The organism is Streptomyces sp. NPDC021225, from assembly GCF_044332865.1.
GTDB lineage: Bacteria > Actinomycetota > Actinomycetes > Streptomycetales > Streptomycetaceae > Streptomyces.
In genome coordinates, this window is sequence record NZ_JBIRPV010000005.1 from 796,660 (window position 1) to 822,841 (window position 26,182).

The window sequence follows — 26,182 nt, forward strand, 5'->3', positions numbered from 1 at the left end:
CGGGCCGCAGCGCCCGGGCCCACCCGCACCGCCTCCACGACTTCCCAGGGAGCCAAGAACCATGAGCACCCCCACCGCCGCGACCGCCATCCGCTGGGAGCGCGGCGACGACGGCATCGTGACCCTCGTGCTGGACGACCCCGACCAGTCCGCCAACACCATGAACGCCGCGTTCATCGCCTCCCTCACCGCGGTCGCCGACCGCCTGGAGGCCGAGCGGGACTCGATCCGCGGCGTCGTCATCACCTCCGCCAAGAAGACCTTCTTCGCGGGCGGCGACCTCAAGGACATGATCAAGATCGGGCCGGGCGACGCCCAGCGGGCGTACGACACCAGCATGGAGGTCAAGCGCGGCCTGCGCCGCATCGAGACCCTCGGCAGGCCCGTGGTCGCCGCGATCAACGGCGCCGCCCTCGGCGGCGGCTTCGAGATCGCCCTGGCCTGCCACCACCGCGTCGCCCTCGACGCCCCCGGCTCCAAGATCGGCTGTCCCGAGGTCACTCTGGGCCTGCTGCCGGCCGGCGGCGGCGTCGCCCGTACGGTCAGGCTCCTCGGCGTCGCCGACGCGCTGCTGACGGTCCTGCTCGAAGGCCGGCAGTACGCCCCGCGGCGGGCGCTGGAGGCGGGCCTGGTGCACGAGGTCGCGGACTCCCCGGAGGACATGCTGGCCAAGGCCCGTGCCTTCATCGACGCGCACCCCGAATCCCAGCAGCCCTGGGACGTCAAGGGCTACAAGATCCCCGGCGGCACCCCCGCGCACCCGAAGTTCGCCGCCGAACTGCCCGCCTACCCCGCCAACCTGAGGAAGCAGCTGGGCGGCGCCCCCTACCCGGCGCCCCGCAACATCCTGGCCGCCGCCGTCGAGGGGTCCCAGGTCGACTTCGAGACCGCGCAGATCATCGAGGCCCGCTACTTCGTGGACCTGGTCACCGGCCAGACCGCCAAGAACATGATCCAGGCGTTCTTCTTCGATCTCCAGGCGGTCAACTCCGGCGCCAGCCGGCCCGACGGCATCGCGCCGCGCCAGGTCCGCAAGGTGGGCGTCCTGGGCGCCGGGATGATGGGCGCGGGCATCGCCTACTCCTGCGCCAGGGCCGGTATCGACGTCGTCCTGAAGGACGTCTCGGCCGAGGCCGCCGCCAAGGGCAAGGCCTATTCCGAGGGGCTGCTCGCCAAGGCCCTCGCCAAGGGCCGTACGACCGAGGCCCAGCGGGACGAACTGCTCGCCCGCATCACCCCCACCGCCGACCCCGGCGATCTCGCCGGCTGTGACGCGGTGATCGAGGCGGTCTTCGAGGACCCGGCGCTCAAGCACAAGGTCTTCCAGGAGATCGAGGGCATCGTCGCCCCCGACGCGGTGCTCTGCTCCAACACCTCCACCCTCCCCATCACCCTGCTCGCCGAGGGCGTCCAGCGCCCGGGCGACTTCATCGGGCTGCACTTCTTCTCGCCCGTCGACAAGATGCCGCTGGTGGAGATCATCAAGGGCGAGCGGACCGGCGACGAGGCCCTGGCCCGCGCCTTCGACCTGGTGCGGCAGATCCGCAAGACCCCGATCGTGGTCAACGACTCGCGCGGCTTCTTCACCTCGCGCGTCATCAGCCACTTCATGAACGAGGGCGTGGCGCTGGTGGGAGAGGGCGTCGAGCCCGCGTCCGTCGAGCAGGCCGCCGCCCAGGCCGGCTACCCCGCCAAGGTGCTGGCGCTGATGGACGAGCTGACCCTGACCCTGCCGCGCAAGATCCGCGAGGAGACGCGGCGGGCCGTGGAGGAGGCGGGCGGCACCTGGCGGCCCCACCCCGCCGACGCGGTCATCGACCGGATGGTCGACGAGTTCGGGCGCCCGGGCCGCTCCGGGGGCGCCGGGTTCTACACGTACGACGAGGCGACAGGCCGTCGGGCGGGGCTGTGGCCCGGCCTGCGCGAGCACTTCACCAAGCCGGACGTCGCCGTGCCGTTCGAGGACATGAAGGAGCGGATGCTCTTCTCCGAGGCGCTCGACACGGTCCGGCTCCTGGAGGAGGGCGTGCTGACCTCCGTCGCCGACGCGAACATCGGCTCGATCCTGGGCATCGGCTTCCCCGGCTGGACCGGCGGTGTGCTCCAGTACATCAACGGCTACGAGGGAGGGCTGCCCGGCTTCGTGGCGCGCGCCCGCGAGCTCCAGACCCGGTACGGCGACCGCTTCGCGCCCCCGGAGCTGCTGCTGGACAAGGCGTCGAAGGGCGAGACGTTCACGGACTGACAGGGGCCTCCGGGTCCTCCTGCCCGTACCAGCCGCGCAGCTCGCTCTTCATCGACCGCTGGAAGGCGATCACCAGCGCCTGCACCACCAGCGGCTGCATATGTGCCGACAGCGACTTCTTGGCCCTGACCCGCTCGGCCCCGGACGGGCCGGACCCGCCCTCGTGGTCCGGCCCCCACACCTCGTCGCGGAAGAGCCTGCTCAGCTCGCGCGCCGCGGACCGGGTGTGCTCGAGGACGACCGTATGGGCCGCCAGGATGGTCTCCAGCGCGATCGGCACCTCCAGCAGCCGCATGCCCAGGTGCAGCACGCCGGGGTCGATGCGCAGAACGTCCGGGTCCTCGGTGCGCTCCAGCACGTTCAGCGCGGCCAGCCGGTCGATGTCCTCCTCCGACAGCGGGCGCCCGGCCCGCCGCGCCAGCTGCTCCCGCGTCGCCTCCTCCGGCGCGTCGGGCGCCCAGGAGGCCACCAGCGCGCGGTGGATGGCCAGGTCGTCCGCGCTGAGGCCGGGCGGCAGCTGCCGCAGATAGCGCTCGATGGCGGACAGGGTCATGCCATGGTGCTGGAGCTCCTCGATCAGCGCCAGGCGGGAGAGGTGTTCGGGGCCGTAGTGGCCCACGCGGCGCGGGCCGATCACCGGAGGCGGCAGCAGCCCGCGGGTGCCGTAGAAGCGCACCGTGCGGACCGTCACCCCGGCGCGGGCCGCCAACTCGTCGACGGTGAGCGTCGGTTCCTCGGTGTCGGTGGTGGCCGTGTCGGTGGTCGCCATGCGCCGTGCCTCGCTCTCCGCTCTGCCGCACGATCGGCTCATCGGTCGGGTGTTCCAGTATTGCTGTCTCACCATCGGTGTGAAGCCCTCCCTCTGTCGACCCCCGTCCCCCGCCCCTGTTGACGCCGCAGGAGTCACTGCATAGCGTGCGGTGCTGTTCAACTGTGTTGGTTTTCTTCCGAATCTGTGAAGTGGGGTCGGAGTGAGTACTGGGCACAGCAAACACAACAGACGCGGCTTCAGAAGGCTGCTCGGCGCGGTGCTGGCGATGGCCACGGCCGCAGGACTGAGCCTCACCGCGGCGGACACGGCCCTGGGCAGGGCGGCGGACGCGGGCAAGTTCCCGGCCGATGTGCACACCTACCTCGAGGACCCGGAGGTGACCGGCGAGGGGCAGGAGCCGCCGCACACCCTGCTGCGGCCGGACGGTCCGGACCGCGAGAAGTGGGAGCGCAGCCTGGACGGCACCTGGCGGTTCGCGATCGCGGACCGGCCCGAGGACGCGCCGCAGGGCTTCTGGAAGCAGGACTACAGCGCAACAGCCACTTCGGCAACTGCCTGGAGACGCGTCCAGGTCCCGCACACCTGGCAGACCGACGACCTCGACCACCCGCTCTTCCGGAACGTCCAGAGCGAGATGGTCCCCGACGCCCCGCCGAAGGTCCCCCGCGACGTCAACCCCACCGGGGCGTACCTCCGGGACATCCAGGTGCCGGCGAGCTGGGACGGCCGCCGTCAGGTGATCCGGTTCGACGGGGTGACCTCGGGCTGGTTCCTGTGGATCAACGGCCGGTACGTCGGCTACGACCAGGGCGGCTATGTGCCCGCCGAGTTCGATGTGACCGACTATCTGCGCCCGGGCACCAACCGCGTGGCCGTCCAGGTGCACCGCTGGAGCGCCGGTTCGTACCTCGAGGACTACGACCAGTGGCGGTACGCCGGCATCTTCCGCTCCGTCACGCTGTACTCCACGCCCAGGACCCGCATGGAGGACGCGTACCTCACCACCGACCTCGATGACGACTATCGCGACGCCACCCTGCGGGCCGAGGTCGACATCGAGCGAGCCGAAAGCCCCGAAAGCAACGACAGCGGCCCGCACCGGGTCACCGGCGTCCTCTACGACCCCAAGGGCCGCGAGGTGCGGCGGCTGACCGCCGAGGAGAGCGACGGCAGGGCCGAGCTGACCGCGCGCGTCAGCGACCCCGCCAAGTGGTCGGACGAGGCGCCGAACCTCTACCGGCTGGAGCTGACCCTGCGCGACCCGGCCGGGAAGGCGGTGCAGACCGTCGGCCAGAACATCGGATTCCGCGAGGTCGAGGTCAAGGACAAGCAGCTCAAGCTGAACGGCAAGCGCGTCCTGATCCGCGGCGTCAACCGGGCCGAGACCGACCCGGCCACCGGGCGGCACGCCACCCGCGCCCGCATGGAGCAGGACATCCGGCTGATGAAGCGGCTGAACGTCAACGCGATCCGCACCTCCCACTACCCCTCGGACCCCTACCTCTACGAACTCGCCGACCGTGAGGGCATCCTCATCGACGACGAGATGGAGGTGGAGACCCACAGCCACGAGAACTGCCCGAACAACTGCCTGGCCGAGAAGCCCGAGTGGCAGAAGGCGTTCCTCGACCGCCACCAGGGCATGGTCGAGCGCGACAAGAACCACCCCAGCGTCATCATGTGGGACACCGGCAACGAGGCGGGGCTCGGCAAGGCGCACTACACCATGGCGGAGTGGACCCGGCGGCAGGAGCCCACCCGGCCGCTCTACCACCAGTCCAACCGGCCCGACGGCGACGCGCCGTTCGCCGACATCGCCGGACCGCGCTATCCGACCCCGGCCTCCCTGGAGAGCAAGGCCAAGACGTTCACCAAGCCCATCGTGATGGGCGAGTACGCCCACGCCATGGGCAACAGCCTGGGCAACTTCCGGGAGTTCTGGGAGGTCATGCGCGCCTACCCGAACGCCCAGGGCGGCTTCATCTGGGACTGGGCCGAGCAGAACATCCGCCGCCCGCTGATCACCACCCCCGACTCCTCCGGCAACCGCATCGCCGCAAGCCTGTCCGGCCGGCCCGAGGTCGTCCCGGGCAAGCGCGGCAAGGCCCTCCGGCTGTCCGGCCTGGACGACTTCGTGGAGGTCTACCGCGACCCGAAGCTCGACCTCACCGGCACCTCCGTGACCCTCGACGCCCAGGTCGAGCCCGCCGACACCTGGACCGGCGACTTCACGATAGTGAGCAAGGGGGACCAGTACGTCCTGCGGATGAAGGACGAGGACACCCTCGAGTTCACCCTCACCAGCGAGGGCAAACCGCGCACCGTCACCGCCCCCGTCCCCGACGGCTGGACCGGCGCCTGGCACCGCGTCACCGGCACCTACGACGGCAGCAGGCTGACCCTCTACGTGGACGGCGAGCGCCTCGCCGACACCCCCTGGACCGGCCGCATCGACTACACCGGCTTCGACCTCGGCGTCGGCCGCAACACCGACACCATGGAGGACGGCTACGCCGGGCGGACCGCCAAGGGCACCGTCGACCAGGTCCGCGTCTACGGGACGGCGCTCACCGCCGGGCAGCTCGCCGCGGACGAGGACCCCAAGGGCGAGGCGCTGATCGCCCTGGACTTCGACGACTTCACCCGCAAGGGCAGCTACCTTTCCTATGGCCTGTACGAGTCCGGCGTGGACGGGCTGGTCACCGCCGACCGCGACCCGGAGCCCGAGACCGCCCAGCTCGCCTGGGTGCAGGCGCCCATCCGGATCACCGCCCCCTCCGGCACCGACCCCCGCTCCGGCCAGGTGAAGGTCACCAGCGAGCGCGCCTTCACCGGCACCTCCGACCTCCGACTGCGCTGGACGGTCACCCAGGGCGCGAAGACCGTGGCGAGCGGGGCCCGCGCGCTGGACGTCGGCCCCGGCGAGAGCGCCGAGGTCCAGCTGCCCGCCCCGCCCGCCAACCCCGGCGGCCACGAGCGGTATCTCACCGTCCAGGCCGTCACCGCGCGGGACACCGACTGGGCGAAGGCCGGGCACGTCGTGTCGTTCGGCCAGTTCGCGGTCGGCGGCGACAAGGTGCCGGAGCCGGTCGCGCCCGCCGCCGCCGCCCGCCCGGCCACCGCCGACGACCGCGGCGAGAGCGTCGAGGTGACCGGCGAGGGCTTCCGCTACACGTTCGGCAAGAAGGACGGCACGCTCACCTCCATGCGCGTCGGGGGCCGCGAGCTGCTGCGCTCCGGCCCCGAACTGGACGCCTGGCGCGCCCCGATCAGCAACGAGCGCTCCGACTGGGGCACCGCCGAGGGCAAGCGGTGGCGGGCCTTCGGGCTCGACCGGCTGCGCACCACCGTGGACGGGGTGGACGTGACCCCCGCGGGGGACGGCACGGTCACCGTGACCGTCCGCTCCACCGCCGCCGCGCCCGATGTGACCGGGGCGTCCTTCGAGCAGACCGTCGACTACCGGGTCGACGGCGCGGGCCAGGTCGGCGTCCGGCACCGGGTCGAGGCGCGCGGTGAGTTCCGCACGCTGTCGTATCTGCCGCGCATCGGCCTGAAACTGCGGGTGCCCGAGCGGTACGACACCTTCCGGTGGTACGGCCGCGGGCCCGTGGAGAACTTCAACGACCGCAAGGACGGCACCCCCATGGGCGTGTGGTCCAGCCCGGTCGAGGACCAGTACGTCGAATACCTCAAGCCCCAGGACCACGGTAACCATGACGATGTGCGCTGGGCCTCGCTCACCGACGGCGGCGGCCGCGGGCTGCTGGTCTCCGGCGACCTGGAGGCCGGAGCCACCGCGTACGACGAGCTCGACCGCGCCGCCTACCCGCACTTCCTCAAGCGCAACCCGGGCTGGAACACCCTGCACGCCGACCACGCGGTCACCGGAGTGGGCGACACCCCGAACCCGGTCCGCGAGCAATACCGGGTCAAGGCCGACGAGCCCTACGACTACACCCTGACCCTGCGCCCGCTCACCGGTAAGGAGGGCATGTCGAACAGGTGAGCTCCTTGTATCCTCGCCCCTTCGGCGCTTTCGTAGACAGACGCGCGAAAACCCGGCGCCGGGGGGACGGGGGAGTGCCATGCGCCGCCAGTGGGCGGGGGAGTCCGAGCGGGACCGGGCCGTGGAGGCCTATGCCGAAGCGCGGCTGAGACGCGAGAGTGACGGAGGGCGCGGGTCCGGCCTCGGCCGGGCCCGCGCCCCCGGCCCGCAGCTCGACGCCACCCTGCTGCTCGGCCCGCGCGGCAGCGGCAAGACCACCCTCCTGCGCCATCTGGAGCGGTGGGCCCAGCGCGCGCCCGTCGCCCGCCTCGACCTGGCCGACCTCGGCCAGAAGGGCGGCAAGCCCATCGACGCGCTGACCGGTCTGGTCTTCCGGCTCAACGCGCGGAAGGCGGACTTCCCCCGGCTGACCTTCCCCTCGTTCGGCCTCCTGGTCATGGCCGTGGCCGCCCAGGTGGACGGGATCGACCGGGACACCGCCGTACGCGACATGGCGGACGCGCTGGCCGGCCCGGACAGCCGCCGCCTGGAGGTGCTGGGCCGGCTGGCGGACGCGGTGGCCGGGATGGTCGGCGCGCCCGGGCTGGCCGGCGCCGCCCTGCCGCTGCTGCCCGAGTGGCAGCGCGGCTGGGGCCGGCTGCGCACCCGCCTGCGGCTCCGGCGGATCCGCAGCACCGCGCCCCAGCAGCCGTACGACACCTTCCTCCTCGAGCTCAACCGGCGCTACGGCGCCGGTGAGGACGACGAGCGCAAGCGGGCCGAGGCGGTGCTCTTCGCGGCCTTCCTGGACGACCTGCGCCGCGCCTACGGGACCCGGAGCGGCGACCGTCGGCGCACCTCGCGCTGTCTGGTGCTGCTCGACAATGTCGACTCCCCTCTCGGCAGCGACTTCCTCGAACTCCTCCTGGAGGCGCGCCGGGAGGCCGACGCCGCGGACCCGCTGGTCGTCATGGCCGCCGCGGGCAGCTATCCGCGGGTCTTCGAGGACCACGCCTGGGGCGGGGCGCCGCAGCCCGGCGCCTACCCGGGCCGCTGGGACGGCGAGGAGTTCCGGCCGGCCCAGGTCGCCAGGGGCCTGTGCGTCGGACAGCTGCGCGATCTGCGCCGGCTGGAGGTGGAGCGCCAGGCGAAGGAGGTGCTGAGCGCGGCCGGGCGCGACTTACGGGCCCCGAGGGCCGACAGCGGCGTCAAATGGCTCGGCTGGGCGGTCTACGAGCTGACGCGGGGCCAGCCCGCCGCCACCGCCGCGGTGCTGGAGGCGCTGCTCGGCCGCGGCGACACCATGGACTGGGAGGAGCGGCTGCGGCGCGTCCTCGACCCGTCCGACGCGCTGGTCGACGGCCTGCTGGACCGGCTGCTGCCGATCGACGCGAGCAGGGAGCTGATCCGGGCGCTCACCCGGGCCGCCGCGTCCGTCGACCTCGCCCACGCGGGCGTCGCCGGACAGCTGTGGGGCGAGGCCAACGCGGCGGCGCAGAAGGAGTTCGACGACTTCTGCGCGGACGTGCTCTGCACGATGCACATCGACACCGGCGACCGGGCAGCCGACGGGCGGACCGAGACCCTGCACCCGTTGCTGCGGCTGTTGCTGCTGCGCAAGCTGGCCGCTCCGGCCCCCGCCTCGCCCGGCGAATCCGGCGCCGACGGCTGGGAGGCGACCCACACCGCGCTGCGCGCCCGCGCCGAGGAGGCGGACAAGCCCGGCCTGGCCGCGTATCACGCCCTCGCCCTGGGCGATCTGCCCGCCGCGGCCGCCTATCTGAACGAGCGCTTCGGCCGGATCGCCGCCGAGGACTGGTGCGCCGAGCTGTGCCGGCTGCGCCGGGCACCGCTGCGCCCGGTGGGTCCCGACGCCCCCCACCGCCAGCCCTGGGAGCGCTACGAGGCGCTGGTCGAATTCCTCAACGAGGGCGAGGTCGAGAGCCGGCTGCGGACCGTCACCCGCCTGCTGGCGGCCAGCTGGATCGGCCCCGAGCCACCGCCCTCGCCCGCCACCGACCGGGTCGGGGACCCCTATCGCGACCCCCTCGGCGATCTGTACGCCGAGCTCTACGGCGAGATCGCCGCCCGCTTCAGGACGCTCACCACCCACACCGAGAGCGTGAGCTGGGACCGGACGCTGCTGGCGAAGGCGGCGCAGTACGAGGGGAAGCCGTGGTGAGCGACAGGATGTACGTGCCACCGAGACCCCCGTCCCGGCGGGGCCTGTGGGCCGCGGTGACGCTGGCCGTCGTCGCCTGCCTCGTCCTGGCGGGTGTGTGGTGGCTCGGGGACGACGGGCCCGAGCGCTGCGCCGAGGGGGTCTGGAAGCGGGGGCCGGGGCAGGAGTGCGTCGGGGTGACCGACGGCTCGTATGTCTTCAGCCCCGAGCTCAAGAAGGTCAGCGAGAAGATCCGCGCCGAGAACCGCAGGGTGGAGGAGTCGGGCGACCCCTGGGTCGCGGTCGCCTACACCGAGCCCATGACGCGCAGAGAGGGCGGCCCCCGCGCGAACGACCGCGGACCGGAGGTGGTCAGGCAGGCCATCGAGGGCGCGTATCTGGCGCAGCGCGAACTCAACGACCCCGACAGCGGCCACGGCCGCACCCCGCAGATCAAGCTGCTGCTCGCCAACAGCGGGCAGGGCGGCGAGCAGTGGAAGCCGCTGGTGGAGCAGCTGACCACGATGTCCGGGGATGAGCGGCTGGTGGGGGTCGCCGGCTTCGGACAGAGCCTGGAGACCACGAAATCCGCCGTGGACGCCCTGCGTAAGGCGGAGATCCCGATGGTCGGCGCGACGGTCGCGGCCGACCGGCTGTCCGCCGAGAAACCGGTGTTCTTCCGGGTGTCCTCGCCCAACCGGGACCAGACCGCCATCGCCGCCAAGTATCTGAAGGGCCGCCAGGACGCCGATCCGCGGTTCCGGGTCGAGGTCGTCAAGGACATCAAGCACGACGACTCGTACAACGAGTCCCTCGACCAGGACTTCGACCGGGCGCGGCGCGCCCACGGGCTGAAGCTGGAGACCGCGGAGGGACAGTCCTTTGTCTCCGGCAGCTCCTCGACCGCCACCGCCCTCGCCGCGATCGCCGACACCGTCTGCCGTCCGGAGCGTCCGGCCAAGGCCGTCTACTTCGCCGGGCGCGGACGGGAGCTCAAGCTCTTCCTCCAGGCCCTCACGGCGCCCGGCCGCAGCTGCGAGCTCACCGTGGTCTCCGGCTCCAGCGCGGTCGGCGTCTTCTTCGACCCCCAGGCGAAGGGCTCGCTCGCCGTCGCCGGTGACGTCCTCACCCGGTGGAAGCACAGCGGCATCAAGGTCCTCTACACCGCCTACGCCCACCCCGACGCCACGGCCAAGCTCTACCCCCGCGACGGCAACCCCTTCCGCGCCTTCCGGGACGCCTACCACGACGCCCGCTTCGGCGGCGACCAGGAGCTTCAGAACGGCCAGGCGATGATGGGCCACGACGCGGTGCTCTGCCTGGGCAAGGCGAGCCGGCTGGCCGCGGGACCGCAGGGCGAGGCCGCGGTGGACGCGGCCGGGGTGCGCAACATGCTGCTCCAGGTCGGCAAGCGCTCCGAGCTCCCCGGCCTCAGCGGCCGGATCGCCTTCGACGAGCAGGGGAACCCGAAGCGCAAACCGATGGCCCTGGTGGAGCTGAGCCCCGCCGAGAGCGGCCACTACGTGTACCGCGGCACGGTCTCGCCATAGCCGTCCCGGGGGCGGCCGCCTTCGGCGGGGAGGGTCAGCGGGCCGGGTGCCCGTGGACCGTGTCCGTCGCGTGGATGGCGCGCCAGGACTTCGGCCGCGCCGCGGTCACCTTCGCGCCGACGCCGGTGGCCCGCGCGGCCGGCGCCGCCGGCTTGGACGCGGTGAACAGCCAGGTGTCGAAGACGGCCCCGAGCGGTCGGCCGGAGACCTTCTCGGCGTAGGCCTCGAAGTCCCGCACCGACCCGTTCCCGTAGCGCCGCTCCGTGGGCCACCCCTTGAGGATCGCGAAGAAGTCCTCGTCGCCGATCTCGTTCCGCAGCGCCTGGAGCGCGATCGCCCCACGGTCGTACACCGCCGCGTGGAACTGGTTCTGCGGCCCCGGATCCCCCGGCTTCACCGTCCAGAACGCGTCCTCGGCCGGATGCTGCGCGTACACATAGTCCGCGAGCTCCTGCGCCGTGCCGTCGCCCTCCTTCTCCGACCACAGCCACTGCGCGTAGCGCGCGAAGCCCTCGTTGACCCAGATGTCGCGCCAGTCCTTCACCGAGACGCTGTCGCCGTACCACTGGTGGGCGAGCTCATGGACCACCACCGAGACGTTCGAGCCGCCTCCGAACTGGCGGGGGCTGTAGAACGGGCGGGTCTGGGTCTCCAGCGCGTACCCCGTCGGCACATTGGGCACATAGCCGCCGAGCGCGTCGAAGGGATAGGGGCCGAAGACCCGGCTGAGCCAGTCCGCGACCTCGGCCGTCCGTTCGACGCTGGCGCGCGCCGCGCCCGCGTTGTCCCCCAGGTCCTTGCTGTACGCGTTGACGACCGGCAGGCCGTTCGCCGTGGTGTCGGTGGTGAGGTCGAACCGGCCGACCGCGAGCGTGGCGAGATAGGTGGCCTGCGGCCTGCTGGAGCGCCAGGTGTAGCGCGTCCAGCCCAGCCGGGAACTCGTGGACCGCAGCGTGCCGTTGCTGATCGCCTGTGACCCGTCGGGCACCGCGACCGACACGTCGTAGGTGGCCTTGTCGAGCGGGTGGTCATTGCTCGGGAACCACCACCACGCCGCCTCCGGCTCGTTCGCCGCGACCCCGCCGTCCGGGGTGCGCAGCCAGGCCGTAAACCCGTTCACCCGCACCTTGGAGGGCGTGCCGCGGTAGCGCACGACCACGGTGAAGGGGCGGCCGGAGTCGAGCGGGGCGGCCGGCGTGATCTCCAGTTCGTGGTCGCCGCTCGCCGCGAACTCCGCCTTTCTGCCGCCCACCAGCACCTCGCTCACCTCCAGTGCGAAGTCGAGGTTGAAGCGGGACAGGTCCTGGGTGGCGGTGGCCAGGATGGTCGCGGTGCCCTCCAGGCGGTCGGTGGCCGGCCGGTACTTCAGCCGGAGGTCGTAGTGGGAGACGTCGTACCCGCCGTTGCCGTAGCTGGGGTAGTACGAGTCCCCGATGCCGGGCGCGCCCGGGGTGGCGTCGGCCGCCGAGGCCGGGACCGCCAGCAGCAGGCAGGCGGCGGCCACGCTCGGGACGGTGAGTCTGTGACGCAAGGGTCCTCCAACTCGTCGGGGAGAACGATCACTGAGACATTGGGTACTCGCCGTGACCCCCTCCTGTCCATCACCCCGGCGACACACGATCGACATCCGGCCGACGTCAGCGACCCCTCCCGCTTGCGAACGCCCTCTTCTGCGCAGGAGTTGACTCGCGCTACGGTCCGCCCGTGCTGCTACGAATGCGGAAGCCCCGCCTCCATCGGACCGCGCTCAGGCCGCCCGTGGCCGCCGCCCTGGCGGCTCTCACCGTGGCGCTCATACCGTCCCTCGGCATATCTCCCGCCCAGGCCGCCGAGCGGGAGAGCAGACCGGTCTACTCATACGACAAGGCAATTCGCGAATCCGTATGGGTGGACACCGGCCTTGACGGCGACTCGGACGGGAAGACCGACCGGGTCGCCGTCGACATCGTGCGGCCCGGCGAGCCCGCCGCGGAGGGCCGCCGAATCCCCGTGATCATGGACGCCAGCCCGTACTACTCCTGCTGCGGACGCGGCAACGAGAGCCAGCGGAAGACCTACGACGCGGCTGGCAAGCCGGTCCTCTTCCCGCTCTTCTACGACAACTATTTTGTGCCGCGCGGCTACGCCACCGTCCTGGTCGACCTCGCCGGAACCAACCGCTCCGACGGCTGTGTGGACATCGGCGGCCGCTCCGACATCCAGTCCGCCAAGGCCGTCGTCGACTGGCTCAACGGCCGCGCCACCGGCTACACCACCCGTACCGGCAGCGCCACCGCCAAGGCGAGCTGGTCCAACGGCGCCACCGGCATGATCGGCAAGAGCTATGACGGGACCGTCGCCAACGGCGTCGCGGCCACCGGCGTCAAGGGCCTGAAGACCATCGTGCCGATCGGCGCCATCTCCTCCTGGTACGACTACTACTTCGCCAAGGGCGCCCCGCTCTTCGACAGCGGCCCCGACGGCCTCGCGGACGCCGTCGAGAGCGACGGAGCCCACGCCCGCTGCGCCGCCGTCCAGCGGGAACTCGTCGACGGAGCGCCGCGCAACGGCGACTGGACCGACCTGTGGACCGCGCGCGACTACGTGCCCAGCGCCGGCAAGGTGCGGGCCAGCGTCTTCGCCGTCCACGGCATGCAGGACCTGAACGTCCGCACCAAACACCTCGGGCAGTGGTGGAACGCGCTCGCCGACGCGGGCGTGGAGCGCAAGATCTGGCTCTCGCAGACCGGGCACGTCGACCCGTTCGACTTCCGCCGCGCGGAATGGGTGCGCACCCTGCACCGCTGGTTCGACCACTACCTGCTCGGCATCGACAACGGCGTCGAGCGCGAGCCGATGGCCGACGTCGAGCGCGCCCCCGACCGCTGGGCCACCGACCGCACCTGGCCCCCCGCCGACACCCGGCCGACCGCGCTGCGGCCGCGCCCCGGCCGGACCCCCGGCGTCGGCGTCCTCGGCACCGAGCGCGCCGAGCCCGGCGCCACCGAGACCTTCACCGACGACCCGGGGCTGAGCGAGGCCGACTGGGCCGCCCGCATCGACCAGCCGACCGCCGCCAAGACCGGGTTCTCCACCGCCCCCCTCCAACAGGACCTGCGGCTGTCGGGCTCAGGGACCGTCAAGGTCACCGCGACCCCCTCCACCTCCTCCGCCCATCTGTCCGCGGTCGTGGTGGACCTCGGCCCGGACACCATCCGGAACTACACCGGCAGCGGCGAGGGCATCCGCACGCTCGCCGACCGCACCTGCTGGGGCAGCAGCACCGCGGGCGACAGCGCCTGCTTCCGGCAGACCGAGGCGGACAGGGCGAGCGTCGACTACACCGTCCTCAGCCGCGGCTGGGCCGACCTCGGCCACTGGGCGGACGACGGGAAGGGCCGCCCGCTGACCCCCGGCAAGCCGTACACCATCACCCTCGACCTCGCCGCCACGGACCACGTCGTCCCCGCCGGCCACCGGCTGGCCCTGATCGTCGCCGGCACGGACGCGGGCCTGATAGAACCGGCTGACACCACGCCCACCGTCACGCTCGACCTGGCCCGCACCGAGGCCCGGCTGCCCTTGGTCGGCGGCGCCCCGGCGCTGGCCCGGGCCGCCGCGGGCACCCCGGCCGACCCCACCTCCGCGCCCACACTGAAGGGCGTCGCCGAACCACGCCCGCAGCCACGGCTGCCCTGATGAGAGACGCCCGACCCCCTCACCCAAGGAGACACCGCTCCGTGATCTCACGCGCACCCCTGATCCGCACCGCGGCGATCAGCGCCGTCGCACTGCTGACCACCTCGTTCTTCTCCGCGCCCGCACACGCCGGAACCCAGCAGCCCCGCACCGGCTTCGAAGCGAGCCACGGCGCCCGCTGGACGACCGAGTCGGAGGAGGAACGGTTCCTCGCCGCGGTCGACGCCGCGAGCCCGAGCGTCGCCGTCGACCGCATCGGGACCACCGAGCAGGGCCGCCCGCTGCGCCTGGTACGGATCGGCGCGCCCACCAACACCAACTCGCTCCTGCTCATCTGCTCCCAGCACGGCGACGAGCCCTCCGGCCGCGAGGCGTGCCTGTCCACCGTCCGCGACCTCGCCTACACCAAGGACGCCCGGACCAAACGCTTCCTGAGACACACCACCGTCCTCGTCATCCCCACCGCCAACCCCGACGGCCGCGCCGCCGACACCCGTGAGAACTCCCAGGGCGTCGACATCAACCGCGACCACATCGCCCTCAAGACCGCGGAGGCCCGCGCGACGGCCGCCGTCCTCCGCGACCGGCGGCCCGACACCGTCTACGACCTCCACGAGTACGGGGCCACCGTCCCGTACTACATGAAGGACCTGCTGGCGCTGTGGCCGCGCAACCTCAACACCGCGGACGCCGTGCACAAGGAGGCGCGCACGCTCTCCGACTCATACGTCCGGCCGAGCGCCGAGCGGGCGGGCTTCGACACCGGCGTCTACGGCATCTGGACCGACCCGCAGACCGGCGATCCGGTCAAGCAGGTGGCAGGCGACGGCCAGGAGCGCATCCTGCGCAACACCGCCGGGGTCAAGCACTCCGTCGGCCTCCTCGTCGAAACCAGGGTCGACCCGCTCACCGACGCCGAAAAGGCCGACCCGGCGGTCAACAACCGACGCCGCGTAGGGTCTCAACTCGCCGCACTCGACGGGGCCTTCGCCTTCGTGGACCAGCGCCGAGGGCGCATCGAGGCCGCCACCACCCGCGCCCGGCTGGCCGGCTACGCCGACCGCGGCCCGGTCCACCTCGGCGGCGCCGACAACGACCCGGCGGGCGAGGTCCTGGCCGACCCGCCCTGCGGCTACCGGCTGAACGCCGAACAGTACGCGGACGTCAAGGACGAACTCGCCCTGCACGGCGTCACGGTACGGCACGGCGCGGACGGCGCGTTCGTACCGCTGCGCCAGTCGCTGCGCTCACTCGTACCACTGCTCCTGGACGCCCGCGCCACCTACCACCTGACCGAAGGACAGCCCGTCAACAACTGCTGAGCAGCCCGGCGGCCGCCTCCGCACACCCCCAGGACACGGTCACACCCGCCCCACCGTGCCCGTAGTTGTGCACGAGGCGGCCGCCGCCCGGCACGGTCGCCGCCTCCAGCCGCACCGGCGACCGGGCCGGGCGCAGCCCCACCCGGTGCCCGATCACGGGCGCGTCCGCCAGCCGCGGCCCGACCGCGAGGGCGCAGCGCGCCACGATGGCCTCGGCCGTCGCCGGATCCGGCGTCAGATCCCAGACGCCCTCCCGGGCGGTGCCGCCGAGGACCAGCCCGTACGGCTGCGGCAGCACATACAGCGTGTCCGCCGCCGAGTCGGGATCGGCGGCCACGAACCACTCATCGACCCCCACGTTCTCCACCACCACCAACTGCCCCTGCACCGGTGCGACGCCACGATCGGACACCAGCTCGCGCGCCCCGAGCCCGGTGCAGTTGACGACAGCCGGTGCTTCCCGCGCCGCCTCGCCCAGATCGGCCACGACCCGCCGCTCGACAGTGCCGCCCGCCGCTTCCAGCCGCCGCCCCAGATAGCCGAGATAAGTCGCCATGTCGACCACCGGAACGCGCGCCCGCAGCCCATGGCCCCAGCCCTCCGGCAGCTCCTCGCGCCGCGCCGCACGCATCCCCGGCACCTCGGCCGCCCAGGGACCGAGATCTTCGAGGCGCATCCCCGCCAGAGTCCCGTCGACCATCCGGACGCCGGTCTCCCCAGGCCGGCCGGCCAGCTCGGTCAGCACCCCGAGCGTGCGCAGGGACCAGGCGCCCACCTTCTCCTCGGGCTCGACGCGATACGGCCACCAGAGCCCGCCGGCCACCGCCGACGTGGTGGCCCCGACCGGGTCCCGGCTCCACACCGCTACCCGACGGCCGCTCTCGGCCAGCACGATGGCGCTGGTCAGACCGATGACCCCGCCCCCGACGACTATCGCATCGCTCGCCATGCCCCGAGGGTATCGCCGGGGCGCTGAGCGGTGGCGGTGCCTCGATAGGGCAATACTTGGCGCATGACCTCCGAGTACGCGACCTTCGGCCTGGCGCCGGCGATGCGCGCCGGCGGCGTGCTGCCTCATGGCGCGTACCGGATGCACCGCGACTTCCTGGACTTCATCGTCGACGGCGAACCCCTGCTGTCCAGCCTCGCCGACCTCGACGTCATCTCGCCGCTCGCCGCCGACCTCGGTCCCACCGTCTTCACCACCCGGGTACGCGGCCTGCTGCTGGAGACCGAGCCGCCGCTGCCCGAGGGCCGTCGCGTCGTCTACGGCTGCCCCGAGTGCGAGGACCTGGAGTGCGGCGTGGTCACGGCGGTCATCGAGCGCGAGGGGCCGGGCGTCGTCTGGCGTGACTTCGCCTGGCAGGCCGGCGACACCCCGGACAGCTACCCCGACCTCGGCCCCTACCGCTTCCGCGGCGAGCAGTACCGCGCCGAGCTGCTGGCACACGAGGCCCCGGCGGGCCGCCGGGTGCTGCTCGTGGGGCGGCGCGCCGCCTTCCTCGCCAAGCTCGCCGCCGCGCTGCGCACCATCGGCATCGGCGCCGAGATCACCCAGGACGCGCCCTCAGCACACGCTGACGAGCTGCGCGGATACGACGCGGTGGCCTTCGGCCGCACGGTCGGCCCCGAGGAGCGCGCCGCCGTGCGCGACGCCTTCGCGGCGGCGGGCGCAGGCGCGGTCTTCGTCGCCGACGCGGCCCCGATCGTCCCCCTCCTCGTAGCCCGCATCGAACAGGCCCTCAACCACACCCCCCAACGGCTGGCCGGGCTCAGGGCCGAGGGCGCCGAGGCGCTGCTGGAGGTCGTCGCGCCGTGCCGGGTGGGGCTCCTCGCCCACCGCCTGGACCGGCTCGGCCGCCCGCGCACCCACCCCCTGTTCAACGGCTGGCTGGAGCCCGGCACCCATCGCATCCCCCTGGACGCGCGGGCGATCCGGGGAGAGGCCTATGTGGTGGCCCGCACCTCCACCACGGTCCTGGTCGCCCCGGTGGCCCGCTGACGGGCGGCCGCCGCCCCCGGACCCACCCGCACACCGCTCCGGTTAGGATCGGCGCCCTGATGACTGCCACTCTCGTAGCCAAGGACCTCGCCGCGGGACACGGCGACCGCACTCTCTTCTCCGGCCTCGACCTGGTCGTGGCGCCCGGCGAGGTGATCGGCCTCGTCGGTGTCAACGGCGCCGGGAAGTCCACACTGCTGAGGCTGCTGGCCGGGCTGACTGACCCCGAGCAGGGCGCCGTGCGGCTCAGCCCGCCGCACGCGACCGTCGGCCATCTGCCGCAGGAGCCCGAGCGGCGGCCGGGCGAGACCGTACGGGGCTTCCTGGCCCGCCGCACCGGCGTGGCCGCCGCCCAGACCGCGCTCGACACCGCCACCCAGGAGCTGGTCGACGGCGCGCCCGGCGCCGACGACGCATACGCCATCGCCCTGGAGCGCTGGCTCGCGCTGGGCGCCGCCGACCTCGACGAGCGCGCGGACGAGGTAGCGGCCTCGCTGGGGCTCGACATCTCCCTGGACCGCCCCATGACCGCCCTGTCCGGCGGGCAGGCGGCGCGCGCCGGGCTCGCCTCGCTCCTGCTCAGCCGCTACGACGTCTTCCTGCTCGACGAGCCGACGAACGACCTCGACCTCGACGGGCTGCGGCGCCTGGAGACCTTCGTCCAAGGGCTGCGCGCCGGCACCGTCCTGGTCAGCCACGACCGCGAGTTCCTCGCCCGCACGGTCGACAAGGTCCTCGAACTCGACCTCGCCCAGCAGCAGGTGAACCTCTACGGCGGTGGCTACACCTCCTACCTGGAGGAGCGGGAGACGGCCCGACGCCACGCCCGCGAACGCTACGAGGAGTACGCGAACACCCGCGGCTCCCTGGAGGCACGGGCCCGCACCCAGCGCGCCTGGATGGAGAAGGGCGTCAAGAACGCCCGCCGCAAGGCCCCCGACAACGACAAGGTCGGGCGGAGCGCCCGGGTCGAGTCCACCGAGAAGCAGGCCGCCAAGGCGCGCCAGACCGACAGGATGATCGAGCGGCTCGAGACGGTCGAGGAGCCGCGCAAGGAGTGGGAGCTGCGGATGGAGATCGCCGCCGCGCCCCGCTCGGGCGCGGTGGTGGCGACCCTGCGCGGCGCTCAGGTGCGGCGCGGCGACTTCCACTTCGGCCCCGTCGACCTCCAGATCGACTGGGCTGACCGGGTCGCGGTCACCGGAGCGAACGGCTCCGGCAAGTCCACGATGCTGGCCGCGCTCCTCGGCCGGCTGCCGCTGGACGAGGGGGCGGCGGCGCTCGGGCCGGGAGTGGTGGTCGGCGAGATCGACCAGGCGCGCGCCCTGTTCTTCGGCGGCGAGGCGCTGCTGGACGCCTTCGGCGCGGCGGTGCCGGAGCTGGAACCGGCGGAGGTGCGCACGCTGCTGGCCAAGTTCGGCCTCAAGGCCGAGCATGTGCTGCGGCCCGCGTCCACCCTGTCCCCGGGCGAACGCACCCGCGCGGCGCTCGCGCTGCTCCAGGCCCGCGGCGTCAATCTGCTCGTCCTGGACGAGCCCACCAACCACCTGGACCTGCCCGCCATCGAACAACTCGAGTCCGCGCTCGCGTCGTACACCGGCACCCTTCTGCTGGTCACCCATGACCGCCGGATGCTCGACGCGGTCCACACCACCCGCCGTCTCGAGGTCGCCGACGGCAAGGTGACCGAGAGCTGACCCGGGAGACCTGACCCGGCGGAAACGCTCTCCCGCCGGGTCGGCTCTCCGGGGATCCGCTACCGCTTCTTGGGGTCCAGCAACCCCGCCCGCCGCAGCGCGTCGGCCATCGCGTCGTTGACCGGGGCCGTGTCGCGGCCGCCCGCCCCGCCACGCTGACCGCGGCCGCCGCCCTGGCGCTGCTGAGGGGCGCCGCGGCGGCCGCCGCCGCGCGGGCCGCGGGCGTCCTGCTCGGAGCGGTCGCGGTCGCGGTCGCGGTTACGGTCCCGGCCGCCGCCGGAACCGGCGCCCGCCTCGTCGTCCAGCCGGAGCGTCAGCGAGATCCGCTTGCGCGGGATGTCCACGTCCAGGACCTTCACCCGCACGATGTCCCCGGGCTTCACCACATCCCGCGGGTCCTTGACGAACGTCTTCGACATCGCGGAGACGTGCACCAGGCCGTCCTGGTGCACACCGACGTCGACGAACGCCCCGAACGCGGCGACGTTGGTCACGACGCCCTCCAGAATCATCCCCGCAACCAGATCACCGATCTTCTCGACGCCCTCCTTGAAGGTCGCGGTCTTGAACGCGGGCCTCGGGTCACGGCCGGGCTTCTCGAGTTCCTTGAGGATGTCGGTGACCGTGGGCAGTCCGAAGGTGTCGTCCACGAACTCCGCGGGCTTGAGCCGGCGCAGCACGGCCGTGTTGCCGATGAGCGACGAGACCTCGTCGCCCGCCGAGCCGGCCATCGCCCGCACCACCGGGTACGCCTCGGGGTGCACGCTGGAGGCGTCCAGCGGGTCGTCGCCGCCGCGGATGCGCAGGAAGCCCGCGCACTGCTCGTACGCCTTGGGGCCGAGCCGGGGCACGTCCTTGAGGGCCTTGCGGCTGTGGAAGGGGCCATGGGCGTCGCGATGGGCGACGATGTTCTCCGCGAGCCCGCCGCCGATGCCGGAGACCCGGCTGAGCAGCGGGGCCGAGGCGGTGTTGACGTCGACCCCGACGCCGTTCACACAGTCCTCGACCACCGCGTCGAGCGAGCGGGAGAGCTTCACCTCGGACAGGTCGTGCTGGTACTGGCCGACGCCGATCGACTTCGGGTCGATCTTGACCAGCTCGGCCAGCGGGTCCTGGAGCCGCCGCGCGATGGACACGGCGCCGCGCAGCGAGACGTCCAGCTCGGGCAGCTCCTGCGAGGCGAAGGCCGAGGCCGAGTACACGGAGGCGCCGGCCTCGGAGACCATCACCTTGGTGAGCTTCAGCTCCGGGTGGGCGCCGCACAGCTCGCCCGCGAGCTTGTCGGTCTCGCGGGACGCCGTGCCGTTGCCGATCGCGATGAGCTCGACGTCGTGCTCGCGCGCCAGCCGCTCCAGCTTGGCGAGGGACTCGTTCCACTTGTTCTGCGGGACGTGCGGGTAGATCGTGTCGGTCGCGGCCACCTTGCCGGTCGCGTCGACCACGGCCACCTTCACCCCCGTACGGAAGCCGGGGTCCAGGCCCATCGTGGCGCGGGTGCCGGCCGGGGCCGCGAGGAGGAGATCGCGCAGATTGGCGGCGAAGACGCGCACCGCCTCGTCCTCCGCGGCCTGCCGCAGCCGCAGCCGCAGGTCGATGCCGAGGTGCACCAGGACCCGGGTGCGCCAGGCCCAGCGCACGGTGTCGGCCAGCCACTTGTCGGCGGGGCGGCCCCGGTCGGCGATGCCGAAGCGGTGCGCGATGCTGCGCTCGTACGAGGTGGGGCCCGCCTCCTCGGAGGGCTCCTCCGGCTCCAGGGTGAGGTCGAGGACCTCCTCCTTCTCGCCGCGGAACATGGCCAGCACCCGGTGTGAGGGCAGCTCGGTGAACGGCTCGGCGAACTCGAAGTAGTCGGCGAACTTCGCGCCCGCCTCCTCCTTGCCGTCCCGCACCCTGGTGGCCACCCGCCCGCGCGTCCACATGCGCTCGCGGAGCTCGCCGATGAGGTCCGCGTCCTCGCTGAACCGCTCGGTGAGGATGGCCCGGGCGCCCTCCAGCGCGGCGGCGGGGTCGGCGACCCCCTTCTCCGCGTCGACGAAGGCGGCCGCGGCGGCCGACGGCTCCACGGAAGGATCGCCGAGCAGCCCTTCGGCCAGCGGCTCCAGACCGGCCTCCCGCGCGATCTGCGCCTTGGTGCGGCGCTTCGGCTTGAAGGGCAGGTAGATGTCCTCCAGCCGGGCTTTGGAGTCCGCGGCGAGGATCTGCGCCTCCAGGGCCTCGTCGAGCTTGCCCTGCGATCTGACGGACTCCAGGATCGCGGCGCGCCGCTCCTCGAGCTCCCGCAGATAGCGCAGCCGCTCCTCGAGGGTGCGCAGCTGCGCGTCGTCGAGCATCTCGGTCGCTTCCTTGCGATAGCGCGCGATGAACGGCACGGTCGAGCCGCCGTCGAGCAGCTCGACGGCGGCCTTGACCTGCCGCTCCCGTACGCCGAGCTCCTCGGCGATCCTGCCTTCGATGGACGTCGTCACGATCACGCTCCGCTTTCTGTCTGCGCTGCGATCTGCATTGTGGCAGGTGGCACTGACAGAGGCGGGTGCGACCGACCGACAGCCGCCGCCGGGCGCCGTACGCGGCGCGGGGCACGGGCTTGTCGCCGGCGTGCGCGGCGCGCGGTTGGGCGCCCTGGAGGGACGGCCGATCGTCCTCGCTGACCGGGTATCCCGCCGCCCCACCGCCAAACCCGCGCCGCTCGGCGCCCGCCGATACCGCTCAGCGCTTCCCGATGAGGTCCGCGGGGAACCCGCCCGCCGCGATCACGGCGCCGGTGAAGGCCTCCGCCAGCTCTGTCAGCCGCGCCACGCCCGCCGCCCCGAGGTGCTCGTACGGGGCCCGGTCCAGCCGGTCCGTCTCGTCCTCCAGGGCCTTGCGCAGCTCCGTGCCCGCCGGCGTCAACTCCCCGTCGGCGGCCAGCAGTCCGCGCTCCCGAAGCCGCTCCTGCGCGGCCGCCCACTCGTCCGCCGACCAGCCCCTCGACCGCAGGATCCACGTCGGGGACATGCCCCTGCCGCTCGCCGTATGGCTGGCCAGCGCCTCCACGGGGTCGAGCCCGGCGCCCAGGATCGTCATCAGATGGCCGTCGCCGCGGTGCTCGCGCAGCAGCGTGGCGGCGTGCCAGTAGGCCAGGTGCGGGGCGTTGGGGACGGGGAGGTCGGCGTGCGCGGCGTACAGGGGGCGGGCGGCGCGGGAACACGCCTCCGTGGCGCGTAGCGCCAGCTCCGCGGCCTCGGCCATCTCCTTCGAGGAGACCGCGTCGTCGCCGAGCAGCCGCCGCAGCACGCTGTCGGCCGCGCGCAGCCGGGCCGCCAGCGCGTCGTCGGGGGAGATCACGTCCCAGGCGGCGGGGAGGTGCCGGGCGACCAGGTCGTGCTTGAAGTTGAAGAAGGTCGCGGTGACGGTCCCGGCTCCGACGCGGCCGAACGCCGCCGCACGGCTGACGAAGTAGTCGGCGCCCCGGTCCTCGACCCCCAGCCGCTCGAGCTCACGCCCGATGTCGCGCTGGAAGTAGACGGTCGAGTGGAAGGGGTTGACGACGGCGTGGCAGCGCCGACCGGCACGCTCGGGAAGTGAGGTCATGCCCGCATGTTACTTATGGGTATGCGATGGTGTGCAGGCCCGTTCCCGCCCCGGGAGCCGGGGCGGGAACGCGGTGCGGGGCTTCAGCGGCTGTGATCGGCCGGAACCGAGGGGCCGGCGACGGCGGGGTGACGGTCTGAGCGCGCCGGGGGCGTCCAGCCGAAGCGAGGGGCGCGGCGCTCGACGAAGGCGGCGATGCCCTCCCGGGTCTCGCCGCTGTCGCTCGCCTGCTCCCGCCAGTACTCCAGGCGCGCCGGATCGACGGGCCCGGCCGTGAACTCCTTGGCCGCCGCCTGGGCGAGCGCGGACCGGGACAGCAGCACCCGCGTGAACTCCGCCACCCGCCCGTCCAGCCCGCCCGGTGGCAGCACCTCGTCCACCAGCCCCGTCCGCAGCGCCCGCTCGGCGCCGATCAGTTCGCCGGACAGCAGCAGGTACTTGGCGGTCGCCGGGCCGACCAGATCCACCAGCCGCCGGGTGGACGAGGGCGCGTAGACGATCCCGAGCCTGGCCGGGGTGACCCCGAAGCAGGCGCCCTCCTCGGCGAACCGCAGATCGCAGGCGGCGGCCAGCTGGCAGCCGCCGCCCACGCAGTAGCCCCGCACCGCGGCGAGCGTCGGCTTGGGGAAGTGGGCCAGGGCCTCCTCGGCGGGCAGCGCGAGCGCCGTGGACTCCTCGTAGGTCGTGCCCAGCGAGCCGATGTCCGCGCCCGCGCTGAAGGTGTCGCCCTCTCCGGTGAGCACCAGGGCCCGTACGGCCGGGTCGGCGGCCAGCCGCTCCAGCAGCGGGGGCAGCGCGCGCCACATACCGGGGGTCAGCGCATTGCGCTTGGCGGGGTTGCGGATCACGACGGTCGCTGTGCCGTCGGCGACGTCGTGGTGCAGGCAGGGCTCCATGCGGCGGATCGTAGCCGGGCCGCTCAAGCGACCGTCGGCATCGCCGGAAGCAAGCCGGGCAGGAACAGTCGAGCGAGTGACGCTGGCATACGCACGCGGTCAAAAGCCGTCGATAGGCGGCGACTTGCGCTCAGTTACCCGGTCCGTACCAACACATTCCCAACACTCGACGGAGAGAGTTCGAGCTGCGGCGATGGGTGGGGATCGGACATGGAGATCGTCGGGAGTGTCCCTCCTGAACCGGGAGCCGCCCCGCCCCGCGGGCCGGTCGCCTACGAGGGCGTCTGGCGCTTCACCGCCCCCGCACTCGACACCTCGGTCCCGCAGGCCCGGCACGCGGTGCGGGATCTGCTGGCCCACCAGCGGGTGCCCGCCCCCGACGACCTGGTGCAGAGCCTTCTGCTGATCGTCTCCGAGCTGGTCACCAATGCCGTACGGCATGCGGCGCTGCTCTCCCCGGAGATCGCCGTGGAGGTGTCCATCGGTCCGGACTGGGTGCGGGTCGCGGTCGAGGACAACCACCCCTACCGGCCGAAGGCGCTGATGGCCGACCAGGGCCGGACCGGTGGGCGCGGGCTGTTACTGGTCCAGACGATCACGGAGGAGGCCGGCGGGGTCTATGACGTCCAGCACACTCCCAGCGGCGGCAAGGTGGTCTGGGCGGCGCTGCCGCTCGCGGCGGCCCGGGCCGGGCTGACCGCTACCAGCCCGCCGCGGTTCCGGTGATCTCCCGGATCGCCGGCCGGGCGGCGTCCAGCACGGTCATGAACCAGGCCGAGAAGGGGTTCCGCTCGAACAGCGCGGCCAGCTCCTCGGGGGTGACGAAGGCGATCTCGCCGATCTCCTCCGGGTCCGGATGCGGCTTCGCCCGCACCAGCCCCGCGAACAGGTGGTTGTACTCCTGCTCCACCAGGCCCGACACCGGATCCGGGTGGTTATAGCGCACCGTGCCCGCCTCACGCAGCAGCGCGGGCGCCACCCCCAGCTCCTCACCCGTGCGCCGGGCCGCGGCCACGAACGGCGGCTCGCCGGGGTAGGGGTGGCCGCAGCAGGTGTTCGACCAGACGCCGGGGGAGTGGTACTTGCCCAGGGCCCGGCGCTGGAGCAGCAGCCGCCCTTCGTCGTCGAAGAGGAAGACGGAGAAGGCCCGGTGCAGCCGGCCGGGGGCGAGGTGGGCGGAGAGCTTCTCCGCGGTGCCGATGGTCCTGCCGTCCTCGTCGACCAGCTCCAGCATGATCGGCTCGGTGGAACCGGCCGGGGCGCCCGGCGCGGTGGGCCCGGCGGTGTCGGCGGTGCGGCCGTTGGCGGGTGTGATTGGCATGACCGTCCTCATCGTCCGTCTCGGAACCCTCAAGTCTGCCGCACCTGTGCCATGTGTCAGTGGCAAAGCTTGGCTTCGTGCTCAGCATGTCCGCCCGGCTCCAGCTGGAACGTGCAGTGGCTCACGTCGAAGTGTTCGCCCAGACAGCCCTGTAGGTCGTGCAGCATCCGTTCATGGCCGACTGCGTCCAGCACCCGACGGCTGACCACAACGTGTGCGGAGAGTACCGGCATGCCGGAGGTGATGGTCCATACATGCAGATCATGCAGCCCTTCGACGCCGGGGAGAGCGAGGATGTGGGCCCGTACCTGGCCCATGTCCACATCCCGCGGCGCCGCCTCCAGCAGGACGTTCAGCGTCTCCTTCAGCAGCCGGAGCGTCCGCGGCACGATCATGAGGCCGATCAGCAGGGAGGCGATCGGATCGGCCGTCTGCCAGCCGGTGGCCACGATGATCCCCGCCGAGACGAGGACCGCGACCGAGCCCAGCGCGTCCGCCAGCACCTCCAGAAACGCCCCGTGGACATTGAGGCTGTCCCGCTGCCCGCCCCTGAGTATCGCCAGCGACACCGCGTTCGCGGCCAGGCCGATGGCGCCGAACAGGATCGTCAGCCCGCCGTGGCTGGTGGTCGGCGTGATGAACCGCGCCACCGCCTCGTACAGGATGTAGCCGCCGACGCCGAGCAGCAGCAGACAGTTCGCCAGCGCGGCCAGGATCTCGGCCCGGGCGTAGCCGTAGGTGCGGCGCGGGCTCGGCGGGCGGTTCGCGAAGTGGATCGCCAGCAGCGCCATCGCGATCCCGAGCGCGTCGGTGGCCATGTGGCCGGCGTCCGCCAGCAGCGCCAGCGAGCCGGCGATCACACCGCCGGTCACCTCCACGGCCGTCACCGTGAGCGTGATCCAGAGGGCGGCCCGCAGCCGCCACTGATGCCTGGCGCCCGCCGTGGCGAGGCCGCCGCCGTGGTTGTGGCCTGCGCCCAT

17 protein-coding genes are annotated in these 26,182 nt (G+C 72.8%); 9 read left to right on the top strand and 8 right to left on the bottom strand.

Translation table 11 applies throughout. The features are described from left to right. The first annotated feature begins 61 nt into the window (after positions 1–61). The gene (locus ACH4S9_RS25575; protein ID WP_398373958.1) at positions 62–2,245 is read left to right on the top strand and encodes a 3-hydroxyacyl-CoA dehydrogenase NAD-binding domain-containing protein; all 2,184 of its coding nucleotides are present in this window, start codon (positions 62–64) and stop codon (positions 2,243–2,245) included. Here the strand turns inward: ACH4S9_RS25575 and ACH4S9_RS25580 are convergent. Continuing rightward, positions 2,235–3,014, bottom strand: coding sequence for a MerR family transcriptional regulator (locus ACH4S9_RS25580; RefSeq protein ID WP_311725618.1), 780 nt, complete (start codon positions 3,012–3,014; stop codon positions 2,235–2,237). The genes ACH4S9_RS25575 and ACH4S9_RS25580 overlap by 11 nt on opposite strands. 202 nt (positions 3,015–3,216) lie before the next feature. On the opposite strand from ACH4S9_RS25580, the gene ACH4S9_RS25585 reads away from it, so the two are divergent. The 3 genes from ACH4S9_RS25585 to ACH4S9_RS25595 all read left to right on the top strand — a co-directional run bounded on the left by ACH4S9_RS25585 (position 3,217) and on the right by ACH4S9_RS25595 (position 10,716). Continuing rightward, positions 3,217–7,026, top strand: a complete 3,810-nt coding sequence (locus ACH4S9_RS25585) for a glycoside hydrolase family 2 TIM barrel-domain containing protein (protein ID WP_398373959.1) — start codon at positions 3,217–3,219, stop codon at positions 7,024–7,026. A 79-nt stretch (positions 7,027–7,105) separates the two neighbouring features. After that, complete coding sequence (locus tag ACH4S9_RS25590) at positions 7,106–9,187, top strand: ATP-binding protein (RefSeq protein WP_398373960.1); 2,082 nt, start codon at positions 7,106–7,108, stop codon at positions 9,185–9,187. A gap of 8 nt (positions 9,188–9,195) precedes the next feature. Then, positions 9,196–10,716, top strand: coding sequence for an ABC transporter substrate-binding protein (locus ACH4S9_RS25595; RefSeq protein ID WP_398374019.1), 1,521 nt, complete (start codon positions 9,196–9,198; stop codon positions 10,714–10,716). 34 nt (positions 10,717–10,750) lie between these two features. Here the strand turns inward: ACH4S9_RS25595 and ACH4S9_RS25600 are convergent, their stop codons facing one another. Next, complete coding sequence (locus tag ACH4S9_RS25600; protein ID WP_398373961.1) at positions 10,751–12,247, bottom strand: M1 family metallopeptidase; 1,497 nt, start codon at positions 12,245–12,247, stop codon at positions 10,751–10,753. 185 nt (positions 12,248–12,432) lie between these two features. Here ACH4S9_RS25600 and ACH4S9_RS25605 point away from each other — a divergent pair, with 185 nt between their 5' ends. Together ACH4S9_RS25605 and ACH4S9_RS25610 are read left to right on the top strand one after the other, a co-directional pair. Beyond that, positions 12,433–14,394: a Xaa-Pro dipeptidyl-peptidase gene (locus ACH4S9_RS25605; RefSeq protein ID WP_398374020.1), complete on the top strand. Its 1,962-nt coding sequence runs from the start codon at positions 12,433–12,435 to the stop codon at positions 14,392–14,394. After that, positions 14,394–15,716, top strand: coding sequence for a M14 family metallocarboxypeptidase (locus ACH4S9_RS25610; protein WP_398373962.1), 1,323 nt, complete (start codon positions 14,394–14,396; stop codon positions 15,714–15,716). The genes ACH4S9_RS25605 and ACH4S9_RS25610 overlap by 1 nt, the downstream gene beginning before the upstream one ends. Here the strand turns inward: ACH4S9_RS25610 and ACH4S9_RS25615 are convergent. Next, positions 15,703–16,665, bottom strand: coding sequence for an FAD-dependent oxidoreductase (locus ACH4S9_RS25615; RefSeq protein WP_358844693.1), 963 nt, complete (start codon positions 16,663–16,665; stop codon positions 15,703–15,705). The genes ACH4S9_RS25610 and ACH4S9_RS25615 overlap by 14 nt on opposite strands. A 63-nt stretch (positions 16,666–16,728) precedes the next feature. Between ACH4S9_RS25615 and ACH4S9_RS25620 the strand changes: the two genes are divergently transcribed. Further along, on the top strand, positions 16,729–17,718 hold the full coding sequence (locus tag ACH4S9_RS25620) for an oxidoreductase (RefSeq protein ID WP_398373963.1): 990 nt from the start codon (positions 16,729–16,731) through the stop codon (positions 17,716–17,718). A gap of 59 nt (positions 17,719–17,777) precedes the next feature. Next, positions 17,778–19,415, top strand: a complete 1,638-nt coding sequence (locus ACH4S9_RS25625; RefSeq protein ID WP_385344677.1) for an ABC-F family ATP-binding cassette domain-containing protein — start codon at positions 17,778–17,780, stop codon at positions 19,413–19,415. Positions 19,416–19,474: 59 nt separating this feature from the next. Here ACH4S9_RS25625 and ACH4S9_RS25630 read toward each other — a convergent pair whose 3' ends face one another. The 3 genes from ACH4S9_RS25630 to ACH4S9_RS25640 form a co-directional block, all read right to left on the bottom strand. Next, the gene (locus ACH4S9_RS25630) at positions 19,475–21,880 is read right to left on the bottom strand and encodes a Tex family protein (protein ID WP_398373964.1); all 2,406 of its coding nucleotides are present in this window, start codon (positions 21,878–21,880) and stop codon (positions 19,475–19,477) included. Positions 21,881–22,121: 241 nt separating this feature from the next. Continuing rightward, the gene (locus ACH4S9_RS25635) at positions 22,122–22,985 is read right to left on the bottom strand and encodes a hypothetical protein (RefSeq protein WP_398373965.1); all 864 of its coding nucleotides are present in this window, start codon (positions 22,983–22,985) and stop codon (positions 22,122–22,124) included. An 83-nt stretch (positions 22,986–23,068) separates the two neighbouring features. Next, entirely contained in the window at positions 23,069–23,881 is an 813-nt protein-coding gene (locus ACH4S9_RS25640; RefSeq protein ID WP_398373966.1) for an enoyl-CoA hydratase/isomerase family protein, read from the bottom strand. Positions 23,882–24,091: 210 nt separating this feature from the next. Between ACH4S9_RS25640 and ACH4S9_RS25645 the strand changes: the two genes are divergently transcribed. Next, entirely contained in the window at positions 24,092–24,607 is a 516-nt protein-coding gene (locus ACH4S9_RS25645; RefSeq protein WP_311725629.1) for an ATP-binding protein, read from the top strand. Here the strand turns inward: ACH4S9_RS25645 and idi are convergent. Beyond that, positions 24,582–25,202, bottom strand: coding sequence for an isopentenyl-diphosphate Delta-isomerase (idi, locus tag ACH4S9_RS25650; RefSeq protein WP_358844698.1), 621 nt, complete (start codon positions 25,200–25,202; stop codon positions 24,582–24,584). The genes ACH4S9_RS25645 and idi overlap by 26 nt on opposite strands. Positions 25,203–25,258: 56 nt before the next feature. After that, positions 25,259–26,182: a cation diffusion facilitator family transporter gene (locus ACH4S9_RS25655; protein WP_311725631.1), complete on the bottom strand. Its 924-nt coding sequence runs from the start codon at positions 26,180–26,182 to the stop codon at positions 25,259–25,261.